The organism is Pseudomonas sp. TE3910 (assembly GCF_056279025.1).
In genome coordinates this window covers 4,736,553-4,757,815 of the sequence record NZ_JBWBQN010000001.1, presented here as the reverse complement: position 1 = coordinate 4,757,815, position 21,263 = coordinate 4,736,553, and the positions used below count along the sequence as shown (strand labels likewise).

Here is a 21,263-nt window from a genome sequence, read left to right as displayed (position 1 = left end):
TTAGCAGAGCCTTTACGGGCGTGATGGCGAAAAAACCCAGAAATTTCCCGATTTTCGAAAAATATTTTCCAGACATACCGTTCAGGCTGGCATGAGCTGTGCCTTGAGCAAATCACGAAAGGTCTGGATCAACGGTTCGCGGCTGCGCCCGCGGCGGATGATCATGGAAAATGGCGCTTGGTAGCCGAAAGTCGCCGGGGACAGTACCCGCAAATCGCCCTTGTCCACCCAGGCCTGTGCATAGTGCTCGGGCAAATAACCAATGTAGGCACCGGACAACACCAGGATCAGTTGTGCCTCCATGCTCTCCACCGTTGCCGCGCTGTGCTTGAAACCATGCCGAGCAAGTTCCGCCTGGCTCCAGTAACCGCGCCCGACCATGCGCTGCTGGGTAATCACTTGCTCGGGAATACGCCGTTGCAGGTAGAGCGGATGGCGATTGCTGCAGTACAACCAGTGTTGCTCGCGGTACAGCGGCTGATACAGCAAGCCACTCATGCGCGTGGAAAACGCGCCAATCGCCAGGTCCAGGCGGTTGTCCTGCACGCCCAACTGCAACTCGTAAGGGCTGGACACCGACAAGTGCAAATGCACCGCCGGGTGCTCCTGACTGTATGCACCAATGGCCTCGGCCAGCGGCAAGGCACGGTCACCTACCGTGGAATCGATCACACCCAGGTTAAGCGTGCCACGCAACTCGCCTTTGAGCGCTGCAGCGTACTGCTCGAAACCTTCCATTTCCGCCAGCAAGCGCAACGTTTCCTGATGAAACAGTTCACCCTTGCTGGTCAGGCTGAAGCCACCACGCCCCCGATGGCACAGCACGATCCCTAACGCAGATTCCAACTGGCTCATGTAGGTGCTGATGGCCGAGGTCGACAGGTTCAACTCTTGCTGGGCATTGGCGAACCCTTGATGACGCACGACGCTGACGAAGATGCGCAGCAGTTTCAGGTCAGGCAATGCGTTGGCCATATTCGGTTGATCCGTGAGGGGTGGTCTGCAAAGTCTAACCAGCACCGGGCGCATAGTTCATAAAAATCTGAAGTAAGTATTTAGCTGTAGCGATTCTTTTCAACCACTACGTTTTGCAGACTCCGCCACAACCCGGCCTGTGCGCGGTGTTTCAGTTGCCTTCCCGCTTCAGCCCGACAGGTTTCAACCACTAAAACTATCGAATCGATGAGGCCAGACCGTGGACAAGATTCTTCATCAACCGCTGGGCGGCAACGAAATGCCGCGCTTCGGCGGTATCGCCACCATGCTCCGTCTCCCCCACCTGCAAAGCGCAGCCGGCCTGGATGCCGCGTTTGTCGGTATTCCGTTGGACATCGGCACCTCGCTACGCTCAGGTACTCGCTTCGGCCCACGGGAGATACGTGCCGAGTCGGTGATGATCCGCCCTTACAACATGGCAACCGGTGCCGCCCCCTTCGACTCGCTGTCAGTGGCCGACATCGGTGATGTGGCAATCAACACGTTCAATCTGCTCGACGCGGTGCGGATCATTGAAGAAGCCTACGACCAGATCCTGGCACACGATGTGATTCCACTGACCATGGGCGGCGACCACACCGTGACCCTGCCGATCCTGCGTGCCCTCCATAAAAAGCACGGCAAGGTCGGGCTGGTGCATATCGATGCCCACGCCGACGTCAATGACCACATGTTCGGCGAAAAAATCGCCCACGGCACCACCTTCCGCCGCGCAGTCGAGGAAGGCCTGCTGGACTGCGACCGGGTGGTCCAGATTGGTTTGCGCGCCCAAGGCTACACCGCAGAAGACTTCAACTGGAGCCGCAAGCAGGGCTTCAGGGTGGTTCAAGCCGAGGAGTGCTGGCACCAGTCGCTAGAGCCACTGATGGCTGAAGTGCGCGAGAAAGTCGGTGGCGGCCCGGTCTACCTTAGCTTTGACATCGACGGTATCGACCCGGCCTGGGCGCCTGGTACCGGCACGCCAGAAATCGGTGGCCTGACCACCATACAGGCCATGGAGATCATTCGTGGCTGCCAGGGCCTGGACCTGATCGGCTGCGACCTGGTGGAAGTGTCCCCGCCTTATGACACGACCGGCAATACCTCGTTGCTCGGCGCCAACCTGCTCTACGAAATGCTGTGCGTATTGCCGGGCGTGGCACGCCGTTAAAGCAACACCTCCAGGACAACCGCCACGGCAGGAAGCCATGACAGTGCGGCCGCTGACCGGCCCGCTGTACTGAAGAATGCCCCGGGCGGCCATGGCCGCCCGCGAGGTCGATCTCGCCATAATAAAGACAATCGGAGACACCCCATGGCCCTGGATATTTTCGTTGTACTGATTTATGCCGCCGGCATGCTCACGCTCGGCTGGTATGGAATGCGCCGAGCCAAGACCCACGAAGACTACCTTGTCGCTGGCCGCAACCTCGGCCCGACCCTGTACATGGGCACCATGGCCACGACCGTATTGGGCGGCGCGTCTACCGTTGGCTCTGTACGCCTTGGCTATGTCCATGGTATCTCGGGTTTCTGGCTTTGCGCCGCCTTGGGCATGGGCATCATCGCCCTGAACCTGTTCCTGGCCAAACCGCTGTTGCGCCTGCGTATCTTCACGGTCACCCAGGTACTTGAGCGCCGCTATAACCCCATGGCACGTCAAGCCAGTGCCGCGATCATGCTGGCTTATGCACTGATGATTGGGGTGACCTCTGTCCTGGCCATCGGCACCGTTCTGGAAGTGCTGCTCGACCTGCCGTTCTGGCTGGCCATTGTGCTCGGCGGTGGCGTGGTCGTGACCTACTCAACCATCGGTGGCATGTGGTCACTGACCCTGACAGACATCGTCCAGTTCGTGATCAAGACCGTCGGCCTGATGTTCATCCTGCTACCGGTGTGCCTGTACAAGGTCGGGGGTTGGGATGAGTTGGTGAACAAACTGCCAGAAGCCAGTTTCAGCTTCACAACCATCGGCTGGGACACCATCATCACCTACTTCCTGATCTACTTCTTCGGCATCCTGATCGGTCAGGACATCTGGCAACGGGTGTTCACCGCGCGCGACGAAAAGGTGGCTCAATATGCCGGTACGACCGCTGGCCTCTACTGTGTGATCTATGGTCTGGCCTGTGCTCTGATCGGTATGGCAGCACATGTGCTGATGCCTGACCTGAGCAACCCCAACAACGCCTTCGCCGCCGTAATCAAGGGCACCCTGCCCGATGGTATCCGCGGGTTGCTGATGGCTGCTGCCCTGGCTGCCATGATGTCCACCGCCAGTGCTGGCCTGCTGGCAGCCTCCACCACGCTGACCGAAGACCTGCTGCCACGGCTGCGCGGCGGCAAGCAGTCGAGCCTGGGAGTGAACCGTCTGTTTACCTGCCTGACCGGTATCGTGGTGCTGGGCATTGCACTGGTGGTGAACGACGTGATCAGCGCGCTGACCCTGGCTTACAACCTGCTGGTTGGCGGCATGCTGATTCCGCTGATCGGCGCGATCTACTGGAAGCGCGCGACCACTGCAGGCGCAATCACCAGCATGGTGCTGGGTTTCGGCACCGCACTGGTATTCATGTTCAAGGATGGCCTGGAAGCCAATACGCCGATCTACTACAGCCTGGCAATTGGCCTGATCAGCTTCATCGCGGTCAGCCTGATGTCACGCCAGCCCGTGAAAGCAGCAGAACTGGCCTGACCTGAACATACCGTCGCATTCGCCATGATGCGACGGTTTTCAGGCCGATACTGCGCCAGTTTACTTGCGCGGCTGGCGTTTGCGTTGCTCCTCATCACTGGGAATCGGAACCGGTTGCAGCGGTGGCGGAATCAGCCCAAGCGCAACAGCCAGGTCATGTAGCCAGTTATACAGCGCATTTTTCATGACATCCCCCTTACGGGCTATCTGGCGCGGCAAAGAAGTCCTGCGGCGCTTCATAGAGATCATAGCCCGATGTCCTTCTCCGCGCACCGCTGAATCTGACAAAGAAAACACGGCTTGACCTCAATCAAGCGCTGACCATACGGCATTGCACGGGCTCAAGCCGGTCTTCCTGCTGCAACGCCACCCAGGCACTGAGGTTCGCACCCAGCATGCCCTTGCGCCACATCAACCAGGTGGTGGCCTCGTCGAACGGTGACTGCAAACGGTGAACCGCCACGCTTTCACGCCCCGGCAAGCTCTCCAGCATGGATTGAGACATCAGTGCGACACCGGCGCCGCCAATAACGCAAGCCAACATGCTGGGGTAGGACTCAATTTCCATCACCCGGCCCATGGCCGCATGGTCGTAGGCATACCAGGCTTCAAGACGCATCCGGTACGAACAGCCCTGACGAAAAGTGAATACCGCACGCCCTGCCACATCACGGGCACTGCGCACCGGGGGATGATCGGCCTCGGTGATCAACACCAGGGTTTCATCGCACAGCGGCACACCATCCAGGCCCGCCAGGCTCAACGGACCATCGACCAGTGCAGCATCCAGGCGCCCACTGAGCAAGCCCTCAAGCAGTTCACCACTGGGCGCCGCCTGCACCTGCAAATTGACCGCGGGGTAGGCCCGATGATAACGCGCCAGCAAGGCAGGTAAATGGATGGCTGCCGTGCTGTACATGGTGCCGAGCACAAAATTCCCTGCCGGTTGGCCGCCCTGCACTGCGGCAAAGGCCTCATCGTGCAAGGCCAGCAGGCGTCCGGCGTAATCCAGCAACACCTTTCCTGCCGGCGACAACTGCAGACGCTGTCGTTCGCGACGAAACAGCTCTACGCCCAATTGCTCCTCAAGTTGGCGCAGGCGCGTCGACAGGTTGGACGGCACCCGATGCAACTGCTCGGCAGCCCGGGTAACCGAACCCGTCTCGGCAACCGCCTGAAAGATTCTCAGCTGACTGAGCTCCATGGTCATTCTCTAAAAAAGAACAGGTTCATCATAATTATTCAATTTTATTGAAAGTCAATGCGCACTAGCCTGACGGTCATCGAACCTTGCATTGGAGACCCGTCATGTCCCCGACTCTGCGCCTGCTCGCCAGCTTCGTCGCCTTGATGATGGCGATGGGCATTGGCCGTTTTGCCCTTACCCCACAACTGCCACACCTGATCAGCGAAGGTCAGTTGGGCCTCAGTGCTGCCGGGGTGGTGGCGGCAGCCAACTACCTGGGTTACTTCGTGGGCGCGCTGGACGGCATGTTTGCGCGCCGGCCCGGGCAGGTCCGGCTGCGCTTGCTGGCCGGACTGTGGCTGTGTGTACTGCTGACCCTGGCGTCGTTCTGGGCGAACGGCTTCTGGGCGCATATGCTGCTGCGCTTTGGTACCGGTGTGGCCAGTGCCTGGGTGCTGGTGATGATCACCAGCTTAAGCCAGCAGTTGGCCGCGCAAAGCAACCGCACGCAGTTGGGCGCCTTGGTCTTTGCAGGCCCAGGCATGGGCATCTGCCTGACCGGTTTGCTCGCCCTGTATTCCAACCTACAGGGGCTCGGTTCCGCACCGCTGTGGTTGATCTATGCCGCCACCGCCCTGCTGATGCTACTGGCCATTCTGCCGCTGCTGCCGCAACCCGCAACCGCTACAAATGCAGCGATCAGCCTGGGCGGCAGCACACCGGGAATTGCCCGCCTGAGCGTTATCTATGCGCTGTACGGCACCGGCTACATCATTCCGGCGACCTTCATGTCGCAAATGGCCAATACACACTTCCACGGCCAGTGGCTGGCCGACCTGTTCTGGCCCGGCTTTGGCCTGGCGGCAACGCTGGGTGTGGTGATGGTCAGTCGGCGTCGCCCCGGACAAGGCAGCACGTCACGCTGGTTGATGGTAACGCTATGGCTGCAGGCCGCCGGGGTATTTGCTTGCCTGCTGGGGAACGGCCCCGGCCTGGCGCTGGGCGTGGTGCTATGCGGTACGCCGTTCCTGGCCTGTATGCAGTTGGTGATGCAGCGCTCTCGGGAACTGGCACCACACGCCACCCAACGCAATGCGGGGCTGCTGACCGCTTGTTTTGCCCTTGGTCAACTGAGCGGTCCTTTGCTGGCCGCCCTGAGTACCCAGTTTGCCGCCAGCCTTGAGCCCGCGTTGATAGTCGCAGGCGCCGGCCTGTTGCTGGCGGGCACCCTGCTGTTGTCCCCCGTTACTGGCCGAGCAGGCTGCGCAAACGTCGACGTACCCACTGCTCTGCGCTGACCATCGTGACCCCGAGCAGCACGCAGACGGCCCCAAGAATGAAGTTCAGACTGAGCGGCTCGCCCAGCAGCAGTACCCCAAACGTCACCCCGAACAACGGGGTGATGAAGGAAAACACTGCCAGGTTCGATGCCAGATAACGGCGCAACAACCAGAACCAGGTCAAGTAACTGAAGAACGACACCACCAGGCCTTGGAACAACAGGCTGCCAACCGATATCGGGGTAAATGTAACCTGGCCGATCTGGCCACTGACCGCGGCGATCATCAGCAGCCCGACAAACCCCACCAACAACTGGTAGAACAGCGTCAGTGTCGCCGGGGCCTCGGACAACCGCGAGCCGCGCACCACGACGGTCGTTGCGCCCCACGCCATGCCGGCCAGCACACCAAAGGCATCCCCGAGCAGCATGCGCCCGTCCAGATGCTCCAGCGATACGCCACCGGCAAATGCCACCGCAATACCGCCAAAGGCCAGCGCAATACCCAGCCATTGCAATGGCCGCAGGCGCTCGCTGGGCAGCAGCCAATGCAAGCCCAGCGCGGTAAACACCGGCGCGGTATAGAGAAACACTGACATATGCGCTGCCGAAGTCAGTTGCAGGCCTTCGGCAATGAACAGAAATTCAAGGCCAAACAGTGCACCGGCCAACAGACCGCCGCGCCAGGTACTGCTGACATGCTCCCAGCCACCACGCCAGCAGATCAGCAACCCGACCAGCACCGCCGCAATACCCGAGCGACCGGCGGCCTGCATCACCGGCACGATGTCGGCCGCAGCCCATTTGATCATGACCTGCTGCATGCCCCAGATCAGGCACAACCCCAGCATGATTTGCAGGGCAAACGCGTCGGTCGCGCGGCGGGTGGTGCTCATGACAGGCACCCCGTCAGCAAAAACAGCATGGGAAACTCTCGGCAACAATGAATTCAGCGCCGATTATCAACGGGTAGTGAGGTGCATTACCAGCTACCGCTCCACATTTGAACGGTGCAGGGGCTTGCCTATGAGGGGATCACGGGCAAGCCCTGCTTCAACACAATGTGTTTCAGAAGCAGGCCTTGCCGGTGACAAGGTGCCGAATTACTCGGCAGCTGGGGCTGGCTTGCGACGCTTCAGGGGGGCCAGGCCATCCTGGCTTACCAGCGGTGCGCTGGCTTTTGGCCGGTTGGCAGGCTTTTTCTTGGCGACGGCTTTCTTGTCACCTTTCTTGTCAGTCTTTTTCTTCTTGACCCCTACCGCCTTGCCCGATGCCTTGACCTTCTTCGGACCGCTGTAGGTGCCCTTGACCTCCTTGATGACCCGGCGCTCGAAGCTCTGCTTCAGGTAGCGCTCGATGCTGGACATCAGGTTCCAGTCGCCATGGCAGATCAGTGAGATGGCCAGGCCTTCATTGCCGGCACGACCGGTACGGCCGATGCGGTGAACGTACTCGTCGCCACTGCGCGGCATGTCGAAGTTGATCACCAGGTCCAGGCCATCAACGTCCAGGCCACGGGCCGCGACGTCAGTGGCAACCAGCACCTTGGCCCCGCCCTGCTTGAGGCGTTCGATGGCCAGTTTGCGGTCTTTCTGGTCCTTGTCGCCGTGCAGCACGAAGGCTTTGAAGTCCTTGGCGACCAGGTGCCCGTAGATACGGTCGGCCATGACCCGGGTGTTGGTGAAGATGATGGCCTTCTGGTAGGTCTCGTTGGCCAGCAGCCACTGAACGATCTCTTCCTTGTGCTGGTTGTGGTCGGCCGTAATGATCTGCTGGCGAGTACCTTCGCTGAGCTGGCTGACGTTGTTGAGCATCAGGTGTTCAGGGGTCTTCAGCACTTTGCCGATCATTTCACGCAGGCCCGCGCCGCCGGTGGTGGCGGAGAACAGCAGGGTCTGTTCACGGTTAGGGCACTCGTTGCACAGCCGCTCGACGTCTTCGGAAAAGCCCATGTCGAGCATGCGGTCGGCTTCATCAAGCACAACAACCTGCACGTGCTCCAGCTTCAGGTTGCCGGCATTGAGCTGTTCGAGCATGCGCCCCGGGGTGCCAACCAGAATATCAGGCACCTTGCGCAGCATGGCGGCCTGCTCCTTGAAGTCCTCACCACCGGTGATCATGCCGGCCTTGATGAAGGTAAACTGAGCGAAACGCTCGATTTCCTTGAGGGTTTGCTGGGCCAGCTCACGGGTTGGCAACAGGATCAGGGCACGGATCTCGACACGCTTCTGTTTCAGATCGACCAGGCGGTTGAGCACAGGCAGAACAAAGGCTGCTGTCTTGCCGCTGCCGGTTTGTGCCGTCACCCGCAGGTCACGCCCTTGCAGCGCCAGGGGAATGGCCGCTGCCTGCACCGGCGTCGGCTCGACAAAGTTCAGCTCGGCCACAGCTTTAAGCAGGCGTTCGTGCAGGGCGAATTGGGAAAACACGGGTGTACCTCGGGCAAGTGCAGAAATTCAGTTGCATAGGGTAACGTTTTCCACGGCTGGAGCCGAATTTCTTTTGGCACTGAACGAGAAATACGGGCTCTAATGGCCCGTCTTTCATTTACAGAACCTTTCAAACGGTATGGATATCTCCACATTGTGGCAAAACGCCCTGGACCTCTGGGGCACGCTGGATCAACACCCGCTGCTGCATGCCGGCCTTGGCCTGAGCGTGCTGCTGGCCCTTGCACTGGCCCTCGGCCGGGTGGCGCGTTTTCTGATCCTGCACGCGGTCAAGCTGCTGGGCCGCCAACCGGCCTTGCACTGGCTCAACGACCTGCTGCGAAACAAGGTATTCCAACGCCTGGCCCAAACCACCCCGTCACTGCTGGTGCAGTTCGGCCTCAAGCTGGTGCCGGAACTGAGCGCCACCACCCAGCATTTCCTCGGCAACCTGGCGCTGGCCTTCACCATCCTGTTCGTTACCCTCGCCGTCAGTGCCCTGCTCGACGCCCTGCTGGCTATCTACGCGCGCACCGAACACGCCCGTACCCGCTCGATCAAAGGCTACATACAGTTGGCCAAGATGGTGCTGTTCGTATTCGGCGCGATCATTATCGTCGCCACCCTGATCGACCGCTCGCCGCTGTTGCTGCTGTCCGGCCTGGGTGCGATGTCGGCGGTGATCCTGTTGGTCTACAAGGACACCCTGCTGTCGTTTGTCGCCAGCGTCCAGCTCACCAGCAACGACATGTTGCGGGTCGGTGACTGGATCGAAATGCCGCAAGTGGGCGCCGATGGCGACGTGGTCGATATCACACTGCACACGGTAAAAGTTCAGAACTTCGACAAGACCATTGTCTCGATCCCGACCTGGCGCCTGATGTCCGAATCCTTCAAGAACTGGCGCGGCATGCAGCAGGCCGGGGGGCGGCGGATCAAACGCAGCCTGTTCATCGATGCCGGGGGCGTGCGCTTCCTGCAACCCCATGAAGAGCAGCGCCTGGCCGATATTCGCCTACTCTCCGACTACATCGCACACAAGCGTCATGAACTGCACAGCTGGAATGAGGCACAAGGCCCGGTTGCCGAACTGTCGGCCAACCGCAGGCGCCTGACCAACATCGGTACTTTTCGTGCATTTGCCCTGGCTTACCTGAAGAGCCACCCGGACATTCAACCGAACATGACCTGCATGGTCCGGCAGATGCAGACCACTGCGCAGGGCGTGCCACTGGAAATCTATTGTTTCACCCGCACCACGGCGTGGGCCGACTACGAGCGTATCCAGGGCGATATCTTCGACTACCTGCTGGCGGTGCTGCCGGAGTTTGGCCTGAGCCTGTACCAGCAGCCAAGCGGCAACGACCTGCGGGCCGGGTTGTTACCCTCGTCCCTGGCTGGCGAGCAACGGTCGTTGAACGCCGATGCGGCTAAGCCATAGCGAGGCAAGTATCACCGCACCGCCAAGGAACAATCGCCCCAGTGGCTCATGCTGGTTCCAGATCAACAGGTTGAGCAAGAGCCCCACGGGCACATGCAGGTTGTTCATCACCGCCAGGGTACCGCCGGAAACCAGGCAGGCGCCCTTGTTCCACCAGTACAGGCCCAACGCGGTCGGGCACACCCCGAGAAACAGCAGCACCAGCCATTGCACCTCGGTGCTCGGCAGGTGCTGCGCGTTGCCGAACAGCAAGAACGCTGGCAACACCACGATCAAGGCGCCGAGATAGAAATAGCCGAAGCGCCGGTAATGCGGCAAATCGCTGGGGTAACGCGCCACAAGGTGCTTGTACAGGACTTGCCCGGCGGCATAGGTAAAGTTGGCCACTTGCAGCAGCAGGAAACCCATGAAGAAGTCCGGGTTGATCCGATCAAAACGAATCACCGCCGCGCCGCCAACCGCCACCAATGCCGCCAGCAGCGCCCACGGGTTGAAACGCCGGTTCAGGGCATCCTCGATCAGCGTCACATGCAGGGGGGTGAGGATGGTGAACAGCAACACTTCCGGTACCGTCAGCACCCTAAAGCTCAGGTAAAGGCACACATAGGTAATGCCAAACTGCAGCGCGCCGATGCCGAGCATTGCACCCATGAAGCGCGGCTCGACCTGACGCCAGCGGGTCAGCGGCAAAAATACCAGCAACGCCAGTAACACCCGCGCCAATACGGCGAAATAGCTGTCGACATGCCCGGCGAGGTATTCGCCGATCAAACTGAAGGAAAACGCCTGGATCAGCGCGACAATTAATAGATAGCCCATGTTTACCCCGTGCAGTGCAGCCCGCGACCTTAGCGGTTCGCCGCCAAGCGATCAATACGCTCAAGCACACGTGGAGCCTTGTCGCCGGGGATAGCCGCGAGCCTGAACAAGCCGCCCACAAAAAACCCGATCAAGCACAGGGCATTGATCGGGCAGGTACACCCAAAGGAGCAACAGGTGTCAGGCGGGAAAGTCGATTGAAGCTCAGGCCACCGCGGCCAGTTTTGCCTTGGCCTGATTCAGGCCCTTGTCGTGGAAATCACCGCCCATGTTCAAGCCCTCGGCATGGATGAAGGTCACATCGTGGATACCGATGAAGGCCATCACCTGACGCAGGTAGGGTTCCTGGTGGTCGCTGGCGCCGCCGGCATGGATACCACCGCGAGCGGTCAGCACATAGGCACGCTTGCCTGTCAGCAGCCCCTGCGGGCCGGTTTCGGTGTACTTGAAGGTAATCCCTGCACGCAGTACATGGTCCAGCCAGGCCTTCAGCGTGCTGGGGATAGTGAAGTTGTACATCGGCGCAGCCATCACCAGCACATCGGCGGCCAGCAGTTCATCGGTCAATTCGTTTGAGCGTTGCAGTGCCTTCAGCTCTTCGGCAGTGCGCTGCTCTTGAGGCTTCATCCAGCCACCGAGCAGGGTTTCGTCCAGATGCGGCACCGGGTTGGCAGCCAGGTCGCGTACGGTGATCGCGTCAGTCGGATGGGCTGACTGCCACTGCGCGATGAAGTCGCGGGTCAATTGACGCGAGATCGAATCGTGTTGGCGGGCGCTGCTTTCGATGATCAGTACACGGGACATGGTTGCCTCCAATCGGCAAGGTCGCTAAGTCGATGGAGGCAAGATTAAACAGCAGCGTATCGATTAAAAAGCGCAAAAATCGGGTGCAATACATCGATTAATTTGTTTTATTTGGCCAATGCTCTACCCTGACAGGTAGAGCGTCTGGTTTTACTGCGGCTTGCAGCTAAGGGCTATGCGCAACTTGATGATCTTGCGGTTGAACTTGGCGTTGACGTCCACGCTTTGCTTGGCAGGTACCTGCACACGGCGTACACGGGGGGCTTCCGGGCCGTTGCGGAAGGTCACCTTGCACTGGGCCGCCACCTCACCGTAGTTGTTCAGGGTGATCGCGCCCATGTCGTAGTCCGTGTCGTAGGTGGTGTAGTCAAGCTTGACGCCCTCCAGCTCCTTTTCCACATCGATGGGATAGGCCAGGGCCGTGAGCGGCAGCAGGGCCAGCAATGCAGCACAACATTTTTTCATTCGGCGCTCTCCATGACAGTGCGCCAGCTTAGGACAACAGGAGCCCTTGATGAAAGCGCCGCGCGTTACCCTGGATCAGTGGCGAACCCTGCAGGCCGTCGTCGACCACGGCGGCTTCGCCCAGGCCGCCGATGCCCTGCACCGCTCACAATCTTCGGTCAGTTACACCGTGGCGCGCATGCAGGAACAGTTGGGCGTACCACTCCTGCGAATCGATGGGCGCAAGGCGGTGCTGACCGAAGCCGGCGGCGTGCTGCTGAGGCGCTCGCGACAACTGGTCAAACAGGCCAGTCAACTGGAAGACCTCGCCCATCATATGGAACAGGGCTGGGAAGCCGAGGTACGGCTGGTAGTGGATGCCGCCTACCCCAACGCACGCCTGGTTCGGGCATTGAGCGCCTTCATGCCGCAGAGCCGCGGCTGCCGGGTACGGCTGCGTGAAGAGGTGTTGTCCGGGGTCGAGGAAGTCCTGCACGAAGGTATCGCCGACCTTGCCATCAGCGGCTTCAACATCCCCGGTTACCTGGGCACCGAATTGAGCGCCGTAGAGTTCATTGCCGTAGCCCATCCCGAGCATGCTCTGCATCGCCTGCAGCGCGCGCTGAGCTTCCAGGACCTGGAAAGCCAACTGCAAGTGGTGATTCGCGATTCGGGGCGCTCGCAACCGCGCGATGTCGGCTGGCTGGGCGCCGAACAACGCTGGACAGTCGGCAGCCTGGCCACCGCTTCAAGCTTCGTCTGCAGTGGCCTGGGCTTTGCCTGGCTACCGCGACACCTGATCGAACGCGAATTGCGCGAAGGCCTGCTCAAGCCGTTACCGCTGGACCAGGGTGGCAGTCGCCACCCGCTGTTCTACCTTTACTCGAACAAGGACAAACCACTGGGCCCAGCCACACAGATCCTCATCGAGCTGTTGCGCAACTTCGACACCGCACCGCTGGACGTGCCCTTCGCCGCCCCCGCCCAAGCCTGACAGGAATCACGCCCATGGCCTACTTCGAACATGAAGGTTGCTCACTGCACTACGAGGTCTATGGCCAGGGCGAACCCTTGGTGTTGCTGCACGGCTTGGGTTCCAGCTGTGAAGACTGGGAGTTTCAGGTGCCTGAACTGGCCCGTCACTACCGGGTTATCCTGATGGACATCCGCGGCCATGGTCGCTCGGACAAACCGCGTGAACGCTACAGCATCGCCGGGTTCAGTGCCGACCTGCTGGCATTGCTCGAACACCTGCAACCCGGCCCGGTGCACCTGGTCGGGTTGTCGATGGGCGGCATGATCGGCTTCCAGTTCGCTGTCGATCACCCGCAATGGCTGCGCAGCCTGTGCATCGTCAACAGTGCCCCCGAGGTCAAAGTGCGCAGCCGAGCAGACTGGCTATGGTGGTTCAAGCGATGGAGCCTGGCCCGCCTGCTCAGCACGGAGGCCGTCGGTAAAGGCCTTGCGGCCAAGCTGTTTCCAAAGCCGGAACACGCCCACCTGCGGCGCACGATGGCGCTGCGCTGGGCACGCAACGACAAACGCGCCTACCTGAGCAGCTTTGACGCCATCGTTGGCTGGGGCGTGCAGGAACGCCTGGGGCAAATACGCTGTCCTACGCTGGTGATCAGTGCCGACCAGGACTACACCCCGGTCGCATTGAAAGAACGCTACGTTGAGCTGATCCCTCAGGCACGACTGGCGGTCATCGCCGATTCACGGCACGCTACACCACTGGATCAACCACATCTGTTCAACCAGACCCTGCTGCAGTTTCTCGCTGCTGCTTCAACTACCGCTCAAGGATCATTGAGTCCATGCTGAAAAAAATCCTCCTGGCCGCCTGCGCTACCGTGTTCGCCACCAGCCTGATGGCTGCCGACAAACAACCCCACGTGCTGCTGACTACCAGCTTCGGCGATATCGAAGTTGAACTGGACGCAGAAAAGGCGCCGATCAGCACCCAGAACTTTCTGGGTTATGTCGACAGCGGTTTCTACAACAACACCATTTTCCACCGGGTGATCCCGGGCTTCATGGTTCAAGGCGGTGGCTTCACCAAAGACATGGGGCTGAAAGAGACCAAGGAGCCGATCAAGAACGAAGCGGACAACGGTCTGCGTAACACGCGTGGCACCCTGGCCATGGCCCGTACGGCGGCGGTGAACTCGGCCACCAGCCAGTTCTTCATCAACCACAAGGACAACAACTTCCTTGACCATGGCGGCCGTGATTTCGGCTATGCGGTGTTCGGCAAAGTGGTCAAGGGCATGGATGTGGTCGACCAGATCGCCAATGTGAAAACCACCACCAAAGCAGGCATGGGCGATGTCCCGGCAGATCCGGTGATGATCATCAAGGCTAAACGCCTCGACTGAAATCGGGTTCACAAGGACGTGACCTACGCTCAGCCGGGCCGAAACAACAGGAGTTGACCCTTTCATGCTGTACCGCCGTTTCGAGCAGTTGATCGATATCTTCCGTGATGCGCCGACGGCGGCACCGCCTGGCAAGGTCCTGCCGTTTTACCTCTACTACCTGCGTCAGGTCTGGCCGAGTTTCGCCGTACTGTTGGTGGTGGGGCTGATCGGTGCGCTGATCGAAGTGGCACTGTTCAGCTACCTGAGCCGGATCATCGATCTGGCTCAGGGCACACCCAATGTAAACTTCTTCAGTGAACACGCCAGCGAGCTGATCTGGATGCTGGTGGTAGCCTTGATTTTGCGACCGATCTTCGTCGGCCTGCACGACCTGCTGGTGCACCAGACCATCAGCCCCGGCATGACCAGCATGATCCGCTGGCAAAACCACGCCTACGTGCTCAAGCAGAGCCTGAATTTCTTCCAGAACGATTTCGCCGGACGCATTGCCCAACGCATCATGCAAACTGGCAACTCGCTGCGCGATTCCGCCGTGCAAGCCGTCGATGCATTGTGGCATGTACTGATCTACGCCCTCAGCTCCCTGGTGCTGTTCGCCGAGGCGGATTGGCGCTTGATGCTGCCGTTGATTACCTGGATTACCTGCTACGTCGGTGCGCTCTTCTACTTCGTGCCCCGGGTAAAGGCCCGAGCCGTGATTTCCTCCGATGCCCGCTCCAAGCTCATGGGCAGGATTGTCGACGGCTACACCAACATCGCAACCTTGAAGCTGTTTGCCCACACTGACTTTGAACAGCAATATGCCCGGGAAGCCATTCGCGAGCAGACCGAGAAAACCCAACTGGCCAGCCGTGTCATTACCAGCATGGATGTGGTCATCACCAGCCTGAACGGCCTGCTGATTGTCACCACCACGGCGCTGGCCTTGTGGTTATGGACGCAGTCGCTGATCAGTGTCGGGGCCATTGCCCTGGCCACTGGCCTGGTGATACGTATCGTCAACATGTCGGGCTGGATCATGTGGGTGGTCAATGGCATCTTCGAAAACATCGGCATGGTGCAGGATGGCCTGCAAACCATCGCCCAGCCGGTGAGCGTCACCGACCAGCCTAACGCACCGGCATTGAACGTGAGCCACGGCGCGGTGCGTTTCGAGCATGTCGATTTCCACTATGGCAAGGGCAGCCGAATCATCGAAGACCTGAACCTGGACATACGTCCGGGTGAGAAAATCGGCCTGATCGGCCCGTCCGGAGCAGGCAAATCGACCTTGGTGAACCTGCTGCTGCGGCTCTATGACCTGGAAGGCGGACGCATCCTGATCGATGGCCAGAACATTGCCACGATCACCCAGGAAAAGCCTGCGCGCACAGATCGGCATGATTACCCAGGACACCTCATTGCTGCACCGCTCGATCCGCGACAACCTGCTGTATGGCAAGCCAGACGCTACCGACGACGAGCTATGGGAGGCGGTACGCCGCGCCCGGGCCGATGAATTTATCCCGCAACTTTCCGATGCCCAAGGCCGCACCGGCTTCGACGCCCATGTCGGTGAGCGCGGCGTAAAACTGTCCGGTGGCCAGCGTCAGCGCATCGCCATTGCCCGCGTACTGCTGAAAAACGCGCCGATCCTGATCATGGATGAAGCAACATCTGCGCTGGACTCGGAGGTCGAAGCTGCCATTCAGGACAGCCTGGAAACCCTGATGCGGGGCAAGACCGTCATCGCCATTGCCCATCGCCTGTCGACCATTGCCCGGATGGATCGCCTGGTGGTGCTGGAAAAAGGTCGTATCGCCGAAATGGGCAGCCATGCCGAGCTGCTTGCGCACCAAGGCCTGTATGCGCGGTTATGGCAGCACCAGACCGGTGGCTTTGTCGGGATCGATTAAAACGCGCCCCGCTTACACCTGACGATACGGCAAGGCCGTTTTGGCCTCCTCGGCATAAGCACGCACGCCTGCACGCTCCTGCTCAAGAAACTCGCTGACCGCTGCCCGCAACCCTGGGTGCAGCAAGTAATGCCAGGAGCGGGTCAGCACCGGCTCAAACCCGCGAATCAGTTTGTGTTCGCCCTGCGCCCCCGCATCAAACCGTTGCAGCCCCTGGGCAATAGCGAAGTCCATGCCCTGGTAGAAACAGGTTTCGAAGTGCAATCGATCAAACTCAGCCAGGCATCCCCAGTAGCGACCGTAGAGGCTATCGCCACCGACCAGGCTAAAGGCCATTGCCACATCGCGCCCGGACTGGCGCGCCATGACCACACGGATCGCCGAAGGCATGCGCTCGGCCAACAGGCTGAAAAATTCGCGGGTCAAATACGGCGAACGTCGGCGTACAAGGTAGGTATTGGCATAGCAGGCATAGACAAAATCCCACTGCGCCTCACTCAACTGTTCGCCACCAAACCAGTGAAAATCGATGCCCTGCCCGGCGACCTGCTCCCGCTCCTTGCGCATCTGCTTGCGCTTGCGTGAACTCAGCGTATCGAGGAAATCCTGGAAATCACGGTAGCCACGGTTATGCCAGTGAAACTGGCAGCCCAGGCGTTCCAGCCAGCCAGGCAGCGTACCCATGTGCCTATCCAGAGCCGGATCGGTGAAGTTCACATGCGCACCTGACAGCACTTCACTGGACAGGTAGCCGGGAATGGCCTGCAGCAACGTCAGGCCATCAGCTTCAGAGGCAGCCAACAAGCGCGTCCCGGCCACCGGGCTGAACGGTACCGCGGCCAACAGCTTGGGGTAGTAATCGATACCGGCGCGCTGACAGGCATCCGCCCAACCGTGATCGAAAACGTACTCCCCAAAGGAGTGCCACTTGCGGTAGGCCGGCAACGCCGCACGGCACTGCCCATCCTGCATCAAAACGAGGTGTTCGCTGGACCAGCCCGTACCAGGCCCCACGCTGCCGCTGTCTTCCAGCGCACTCAGGAACGCATGCCTCAGAAAGGGCTGACCTTCGGGTACCAGCGCATCCCATGCATCCGATGCAATGTCTCGCAGGCCGGCAATGATCTGGAAGGTCATGACAAACGACTCAGGGCAAATGAAACCCTAGTGTTCCAGAAAACTGCACGCCTGCACATCCAGCTCCAGGCCATCACGTCACATGAGCGAAATCAAAGAGACATCATTCTGTAATTGGCGCTCGCAATACTTGCGCCTGTTTTTCGGAACCCAAGACGCTGTCTAGCCAGGCGCTTTCCGAGGACATGCCAATACGGGGTGGGCAGCTGCCTCCCCATTTTTTTCAAATAGGGAGAACCTTATGCGTCTTGTTTCTACACTAACCGGAGCGAGCCTTTGCACAGGCATGATGCTGGCTCTGAGTGCTCCGGCCAGTGCTGCAGTCGACGCCAAGCTGCTCGAAATGCTCAAGGCTAACGGCTCGATCAACCAAGCGCAGTACAACGAACTGCAATCGGACCTGGCCACCGAGACCAAGGAAAAAGCCGCCCAGAAGGCTCAGTCCGAACGCATGAGTTCCTTTGAACAAAAAGTGGCATGGGCCGCCAAGACCCAGATCAAGGGCGATGTGCGCCTGCGTTACGAAGACGTCAACGTCGACAACCCCAACGCAAGCAGCGGCAACCAGGACCGCGAGCGTGTCCGTGCCCGCGTCGGCTTCTACAGTGAGATCAATCCGCAAGTCGACGCCGGCGTGCGCGTGGCTACCGGCAGCAGCGCCGATGCCCGCTCCACCAACCAGAGCCTGGACAAATACTTCGAGAAAAAATCGCTGTGGGTCGACCAGGCCTACCTCGACTGGCACCCAACCGCTGTTCCGAACCTGCACCTGATCGGCGGCAAGATGAACCAGCCATGGGTGAGCATGGGCGACATCATCTGGGATAGCGACATCAATCCAGAAGGCCTGGCCGTTACCTACAAAACCAATTTGGGTGGCGCTGAGCTGTTCGGCAGCGCGGGTCATTACACGCTCAAGGACAACGTCGACGGTGATGGCGTGCAGTTCAAGCACGACGCACAGTTGTACCACGGTCAGCTGGGTACACGCTTTGCTGCTGCGGACACCGTCAAGGTCACCGTGGGCGGCAGCATCTATGGCTATGACAACGACAAGGCGTCCAGCGTACTGCAGTCCTTTGGCAACACCACCAACGAGTTCAACCTCGTGGAAGGTTTCGGCCAAATCGACTTCACAGGCTTCGCCATCCCACTGTCGACCTACGGTCAGTTCGTCAAGAACACCGAAAGCACCGACGGCGAAGACAAGGCCTGGCTGGCTGGTGTGAAAACCAAACTGGGCGCATGGAGCCTCGACTACAACTACCGTGATATACAGCGTAACGCTGTGGTCAGCTTGTTCACCGACTCCGACTTCGGTGCCGGCTTCACCGGTTCGCGCGGCCACAAGTTCAAAGTCGGCTATGAGATCGACAAGAACTTCTCGGTGGGCACAACCTACCTGATGGCCAAGACCGACCTGTCCCAACTGCCGAACAGCGATGCTGACGTAGACACCCTGCAAGTAGACCTGGAAGCCAAGTTCTAATCGCCTTGCACTGAGTTTCAAAGGCGGAAAATGCTGACCCCATCCAGCATTTTCCGCCTTTTTCATTTCAGCGCCGAACTGCTGACAAGCTCAGGCTGGCAAAGTCGATTCACACCACTCAGGGTTTATCTTGAGCCCTGCGCTGCGCCGCCAGTTTCCTGGCCAGCACATCGGCATCCGCCACCGGGGCCTCCGGCAGTGCACGTACCGTTGCCTGCGCCAGGCGCATCTGTTTGATGAAACGCCTGCAGTTACGGCAAAACAGCAGGTGCTGACGTACCAGCAAACGCTCCCCCAACGTGAGCTCACCATCCAGGTAGTCGCTGCTACGCGCCACCATTTCCTTGCAGGTCAACATTGTCCTGTCTCCTCGAAATGCTCCAGGGTCGCGAAGACCTTGAGCCGTGCCCGGTGCAACAGCACCCGTACATTGGAGAGGGATATCTCAAGCAAATTACAGATCTCTTCCAACGCCAGGCCTTGGCGCTCCCGCAGTATCAACACGCTGCTCTGCAACTGCGGCAGGCTCAACAGTGTGTGCTCCAGGCACTGGCGCAACTCATCCTCGCTGAGCAGCGCCTCGGGGGTGTCTTCATGCCAGGCGAACGGGGCAACGCGCCAATGCCCATCAGCCGCGAAGCGATCATCGCCAATGCTGCCATGTGGCGACGGCAGGTCGTCGAGCAGCACCTCACGACGATTTTGCCTGTAGCGATTTTTTGCCGCGTTGGCGGTGATGGTCAGTAACCAGGTCTTGAGGCTGGAGCGGCGCTGAAATCCGGGCAGGCTGCGGACAACCGCCAGCCAGGCATCCTGCACGGCCTCGTCGGCCTGGCGGTTACCCACAATGGCGTAGGCGACCGCTCGCATGGCGCTTTGATAGGTGTCGACCAGTTCCTTGAACGCCTGCTGCTCACCGGCAAGCAAACGCTCCAGCAACTCGGTTTCATTCGTACCGGTCATGGTGGTTTTCCCTGGAAGTCGGGTATGGACTTCGATAGCGGGAATTTGTTACAGCAACAACGCACAACACAACCTGACGCACCCAAGGCATGCATTCGGTTTGCAGGACGGGCTGCCCTCTCAACCAAGACAGCCCCCAGATACACCCCGAGGCGCTTAGCGTTTGCGCAGAATCACACTGCCGATGGAGTAGCCCGCGCCAAAGGAACTGAGCACACCCAGTGCGCCCTTGGGCAAATCATCCTGGTGCGTATGCAAGGCAATCACCGAGCCTGCCGAGCTGGTATTGGCATAGCGATCCAGAATCACCGGCGCTTCATCGACAGTGGCATCACGGCCCAGCAGTTTCTTTACGATCAGGTGGTTCATGCTCAGGTTGGCCTGGTGCAACCAGAAACGCTTGATGTCGCTGACATTGATGTCGTTTTCTGCCAAATGCTGGCCGATCAGTTCGGCAACCATCGGGCACACTTCACGGAAAACCTTGCGCCCCTCTTGCACAAACAGTTTGTCCGGCGCGCCAATGCCCTCTTCCGCCGCACGGTTGAGGAAACCAAAGTTGTTGCGGATGTTGTTGGAGAACTGCGTCAGCAGTTTAGTGCTGACGATATCGAACTGATGGGCCGAGGTGGCGAGATCGGCACGCTCAACCAACACTGCCGTGGCCGCATCGCCAAAAATGAAATGGCTATCACGGTCACGGAAGTTCAAATGGCCGGTACACACCTCAGGGCTGATCACCAGCACGGCACGTGCCTGGCCGACCTGAACGCTGTTGCAGGCCGTCTGGATACCAAAGGTGGCCGACGAACAGGCCACGTTCATGTCGAAGCCAAAACCGTTGATACCCAAGGCTTGCTGCACTTCGATGGCAATGGCCGGATAAGGTCGCTGCAGGTTGGAGCAGGCGACGATCACCGCATCGACATCGGCCGCTGTGCGACCTGCACGTGCAAGCGCCTGTTCAGCGGCGGCTACGGCCATCTGGCAGAGAATCGACGGTTCATCGTTGCTGCGCTCAGGCAAACGCGGCGCCATGCGCTGAGGATCGAGGATGCCATCCTTGTCCATGACAAAGCGGCTCTTGATACCCGACGCCTTCTCAATGAACGCAGCGCTGGATTCAGCCAGGGCCTGAACCTCGCCACGCTCGATGGCCTGAGCATTATCGGCATTGAACTGGCTGACGTAGGCGTTGAACGCCGCCACCAGTTCCTCGTTGGAAATGCTGTTGGCCGGGGTGTACAGGCCGGTGCCGCTGATCACGACGTTATGCACGGTCGTTCCTCTGTTCGGGGCCGGTGCCGGCAGGGCAACGGCCTGTTA

20 protein-coding genes and 1 pseudogene are annotated in these 21,263 nt (G+C 59.8%); 9 read left to right on the top strand and 12 right to left on the bottom strand.

The window, feature by feature from the left end; translation table 11 throughout:
* Positions 1 to 81 precede the first annotated feature (81 nt).
* Complete coding sequence (locus ACZ9H3_RS21735; RefSeq protein WP_065760884.1) at positions 82 to 975, bottom strand: LysR family transcriptional regulator; 894 nt, start codon at positions 973 to 975, stop codon at positions 82 to 84.
* A gap of 220 nt (positions 976 to 1,195) precedes the next feature.
* Here ACZ9H3_RS21735 and speB point away from each other — a divergent pair, with 220 nt between their 5' ends.
* Positions 1,196 to 2,146 carry an agmatinase gene (gene speB, locus ACZ9H3_RS21730; protein ID WP_330523521.1) on the top strand — a complete coding sequence of 317 codons (951 nt, stop codon included), beginning with the start codon at positions 1,196 to 1,198 and terminating at the stop codon, positions 2,144 to 2,146.
* A gap of 144 nt (positions 2,147 to 2,290) precedes the next feature.
* On the top strand, positions 2,291 to 3,670 hold the full coding sequence (locus tag ACZ9H3_RS21725; RefSeq protein ID WP_476222491.1) for a sodium:solute symporter family protein: 1,380 nt from the start codon (positions 2,291 to 2,293) through the stop codon (positions 3,668 to 3,670).
* A gap of 60 nt (positions 3,671 to 3,730) precedes the next feature.
* On the opposite strand, the gene ACZ9H3_RS21720 is transcribed toward ACZ9H3_RS21725, so the two are convergent.
* A complete protein-coding gene (locus tag ACZ9H3_RS21720; RefSeq protein ID WP_256587577.1) occupies positions 3,731 to 3,856 on the bottom strand; it encodes a PA1414 family protein in 126 nt (41 codons plus the stop codon).
* Positions 3,857 to 3,980: 124 nt separating this feature from the next.
* Positions 3,981 to 4,874, bottom strand: a complete 894-nt coding sequence (gene ptrR / locus ACZ9H3_RS21715; RefSeq protein WP_476222488.1) for a putrescine utilization regulator PtrR — start codon at positions 4,872 to 4,874, stop codon at positions 3,981 to 3,983.
* Between the two features lie 104 nt (positions 4,875 to 4,978).
* Here ptrR and ACZ9H3_RS21710 point away from each other — a divergent pair, with 104 nt between their 5' ends.
* Positions 4,979 to 6,154: an MFS transporter gene (locus ACZ9H3_RS21710; protein WP_454240981.1), complete on the top strand. Its 1,176-nt coding sequence runs from the start codon at positions 4,979 to 4,981 to the stop codon at positions 6,152 to 6,154.
* On the opposite strand, the gene ACZ9H3_RS21705 is transcribed toward ACZ9H3_RS21710, so the two are convergent.
* Both ACZ9H3_RS21705 and ACZ9H3_RS21700 read right to left on the bottom strand, forming a co-directional pair.
* Entirely contained in the window at positions 6,102 to 7,031 is a 930-nt protein-coding gene (locus ACZ9H3_RS21705; RefSeq protein ID WP_065760680.1) for a DMT family transporter, read from the bottom strand. The two genes, ACZ9H3_RS21710 and ACZ9H3_RS21705, sit on opposite strands and share 53 nt — an antisense overlap.
* A gap of 207 nt (positions 7,032 to 7,238) precedes the next feature.
* Positions 7,239 to 8,564 (bottom strand): DEAD/DEAH box helicase, encoded by a 1,326-nt coding sequence (locus tag ACZ9H3_RS21700; protein WP_065760681.1) that lies wholly within the window; start codon positions 8,562 to 8,564, stop codon positions 7,239 to 7,241.
* Positions 8,565 to 8,703: 139 nt separating this feature from the next.
* On the opposite strand from ACZ9H3_RS21700, the gene ACZ9H3_RS21695 reads away from it, so the two are divergent.
* The gene (locus ACZ9H3_RS21695; protein ID WP_065760682.1) at positions 8,704 to 10,005 is read left to right on the top strand and encodes a mechanosensitive ion channel family protein; all 1,302 of its coding nucleotides are present in this window, start codon (positions 8,704 to 8,706) and stop codon (positions 10,003 to 10,005) included.
* Here ACZ9H3_RS21695 and ACZ9H3_RS21690 read toward each other — a convergent pair.
* The 3 genes from ACZ9H3_RS21690 to ACZ9H3_RS21680 all read right to left on the bottom strand — a co-directional run bounded on the left by ACZ9H3_RS21690 (position 9,946) and on the right by ACZ9H3_RS21680 (position 12,093).
* Positions 9,946 to 10,824: a carboxylate/amino acid/amine transporter gene (locus ACZ9H3_RS21690; RefSeq protein WP_099773852.1), complete on the bottom strand. Its 879-nt coding sequence runs from the start codon at positions 10,822 to 10,824 to the stop codon at positions 9,946 to 9,948. The genes ACZ9H3_RS21695 and ACZ9H3_RS21690 overlap by 60 nt on opposite strands.
* A 204-nt stretch (positions 10,825 to 11,028) precedes the next feature.
* Positions 11,029 to 11,628: an FMN-dependent NADH-azoreductase gene (locus tag ACZ9H3_RS21685; protein ID WP_454240980.1), complete on the bottom strand. Its 600-nt coding sequence runs from the start codon at positions 11,626 to 11,628 to the stop codon at positions 11,029 to 11,031.
* Positions 11,629 to 11,778: 150 nt separating this feature from the next.
* Complete coding sequence (locus ACZ9H3_RS21680; RefSeq protein WP_065760685.1) at positions 11,779 to 12,093, bottom strand: 3-phosphoglycerate kinase; 315 nt, start codon at positions 12,091 to 12,093, stop codon at positions 11,779 to 11,781.
* 49 nt (positions 12,094 to 12,142) lie between these two features.
* On the opposite strand from ACZ9H3_RS21680, the gene ACZ9H3_RS21675 reads away from it, so the two are divergent.
* The 4 genes and pseudogenes from ACZ9H3_RS21675 (at position 12,143) to ACZ9H3_RS21660 (ending at position 16,348) form a co-directional block, all read left to right on the top strand.
* Complete coding sequence (locus ACZ9H3_RS21675; RefSeq protein ID WP_065760686.1) at positions 12,143 to 13,066, top strand: PA3225 family LysR-type transcriptional regulator; 924 nt, start codon at positions 12,143 to 12,145, stop codon at positions 13,064 to 13,066.
* A gap of 14 nt (positions 13,067 to 13,080) precedes the next feature.
* Positions 13,081 to 13,896 (top strand): alpha/beta fold hydrolase, encoded by an 816-nt coding sequence (locus ACZ9H3_RS21670; protein WP_099773850.1) that lies wholly within the window; start codon positions 13,081 to 13,083, stop codon positions 13,894 to 13,896.
* The gene (locus ACZ9H3_RS21665; RefSeq protein ID WP_099773849.1) at positions 13,890 to 14,450 is read left to right on the top strand and encodes a peptidylprolyl isomerase; all 561 of its coding nucleotides are present in this window, start codon (positions 13,890 to 13,892) and stop codon (positions 14,448 to 14,450) included. The genes ACZ9H3_RS21670 and ACZ9H3_RS21665 overlap by 7 nt, the downstream gene beginning before the upstream one ends.
* A 64-nt stretch (positions 14,451 to 14,514) precedes the next feature.
* Positions 14,515 to 16,348, top strand: a pseudogene (locus ACZ9H3_RS21660) (ABC transporter ATP-binding protein).
* Between the two features lie 12 nt (positions 16,349 to 16,360).
* Here the strand turns inward: ACZ9H3_RS21660 and ACZ9H3_RS21655 are convergent.
* Entirely contained in the window at positions 16,361 to 17,485 is a 1,125-nt protein-coding gene (locus ACZ9H3_RS21655) for a GNAT family N-acetyltransferase (RefSeq protein WP_330523510.1), read from the bottom strand.
* Positions 17,486 to 17,726: 241 nt separating this feature from the next.
* On the opposite strand from ACZ9H3_RS21655, the gene ACZ9H3_RS21650 reads away from it, so the two are divergent.
* Positions 17,727 to 18,974 (top strand): putative porin, encoded by a 1,248-nt coding sequence (locus ACZ9H3_RS21650; RefSeq protein WP_065760691.1) that lies wholly within the window; start codon positions 17,727 to 17,729, stop codon positions 18,972 to 18,974.
* A 118-nt stretch (positions 18,975 to 19,092) separates the two neighbouring features.
* On the opposite strand, the gene ACZ9H3_RS21645 is transcribed toward ACZ9H3_RS21650, so the two are convergent.
* The 3 genes from ACZ9H3_RS21645 to ACZ9H3_RS21635 form a co-directional block, all read right to left on the bottom strand.
* Positions 19,093 to 19,332: an anti-sigma factor family protein gene (locus ACZ9H3_RS21645; protein WP_476222480.1), complete on the bottom strand. Its 240-nt coding sequence runs from the start codon at positions 19,330 to 19,332 to the stop codon at positions 19,093 to 19,095.
* On the bottom strand, positions 19,326 to 19,937 hold the full coding sequence (locus tag ACZ9H3_RS21640) for an RNA polymerase sigma factor (protein ID WP_454240974.1): 612 nt from the start codon (positions 19,935 to 19,937) through the stop codon (positions 19,326 to 19,328). Before ACZ9H3_RS21640 ends, ACZ9H3_RS21645 begins: the two co-directional genes overlap by 7 nt.
* Before the next feature lie 156 nt (positions 19,938 to 20,093).
* Positions 20,094 to 21,215, bottom strand: a complete 1,122-nt coding sequence (locus ACZ9H3_RS21635; protein ID WP_330523507.1) for a beta-ketoacyl-ACP synthase III — start codon at positions 21,213 to 21,215, stop codon at positions 20,094 to 20,096.
* Between the last annotated feature and the right edge of the window lie 48 nt (positions 21,216 to 21,263).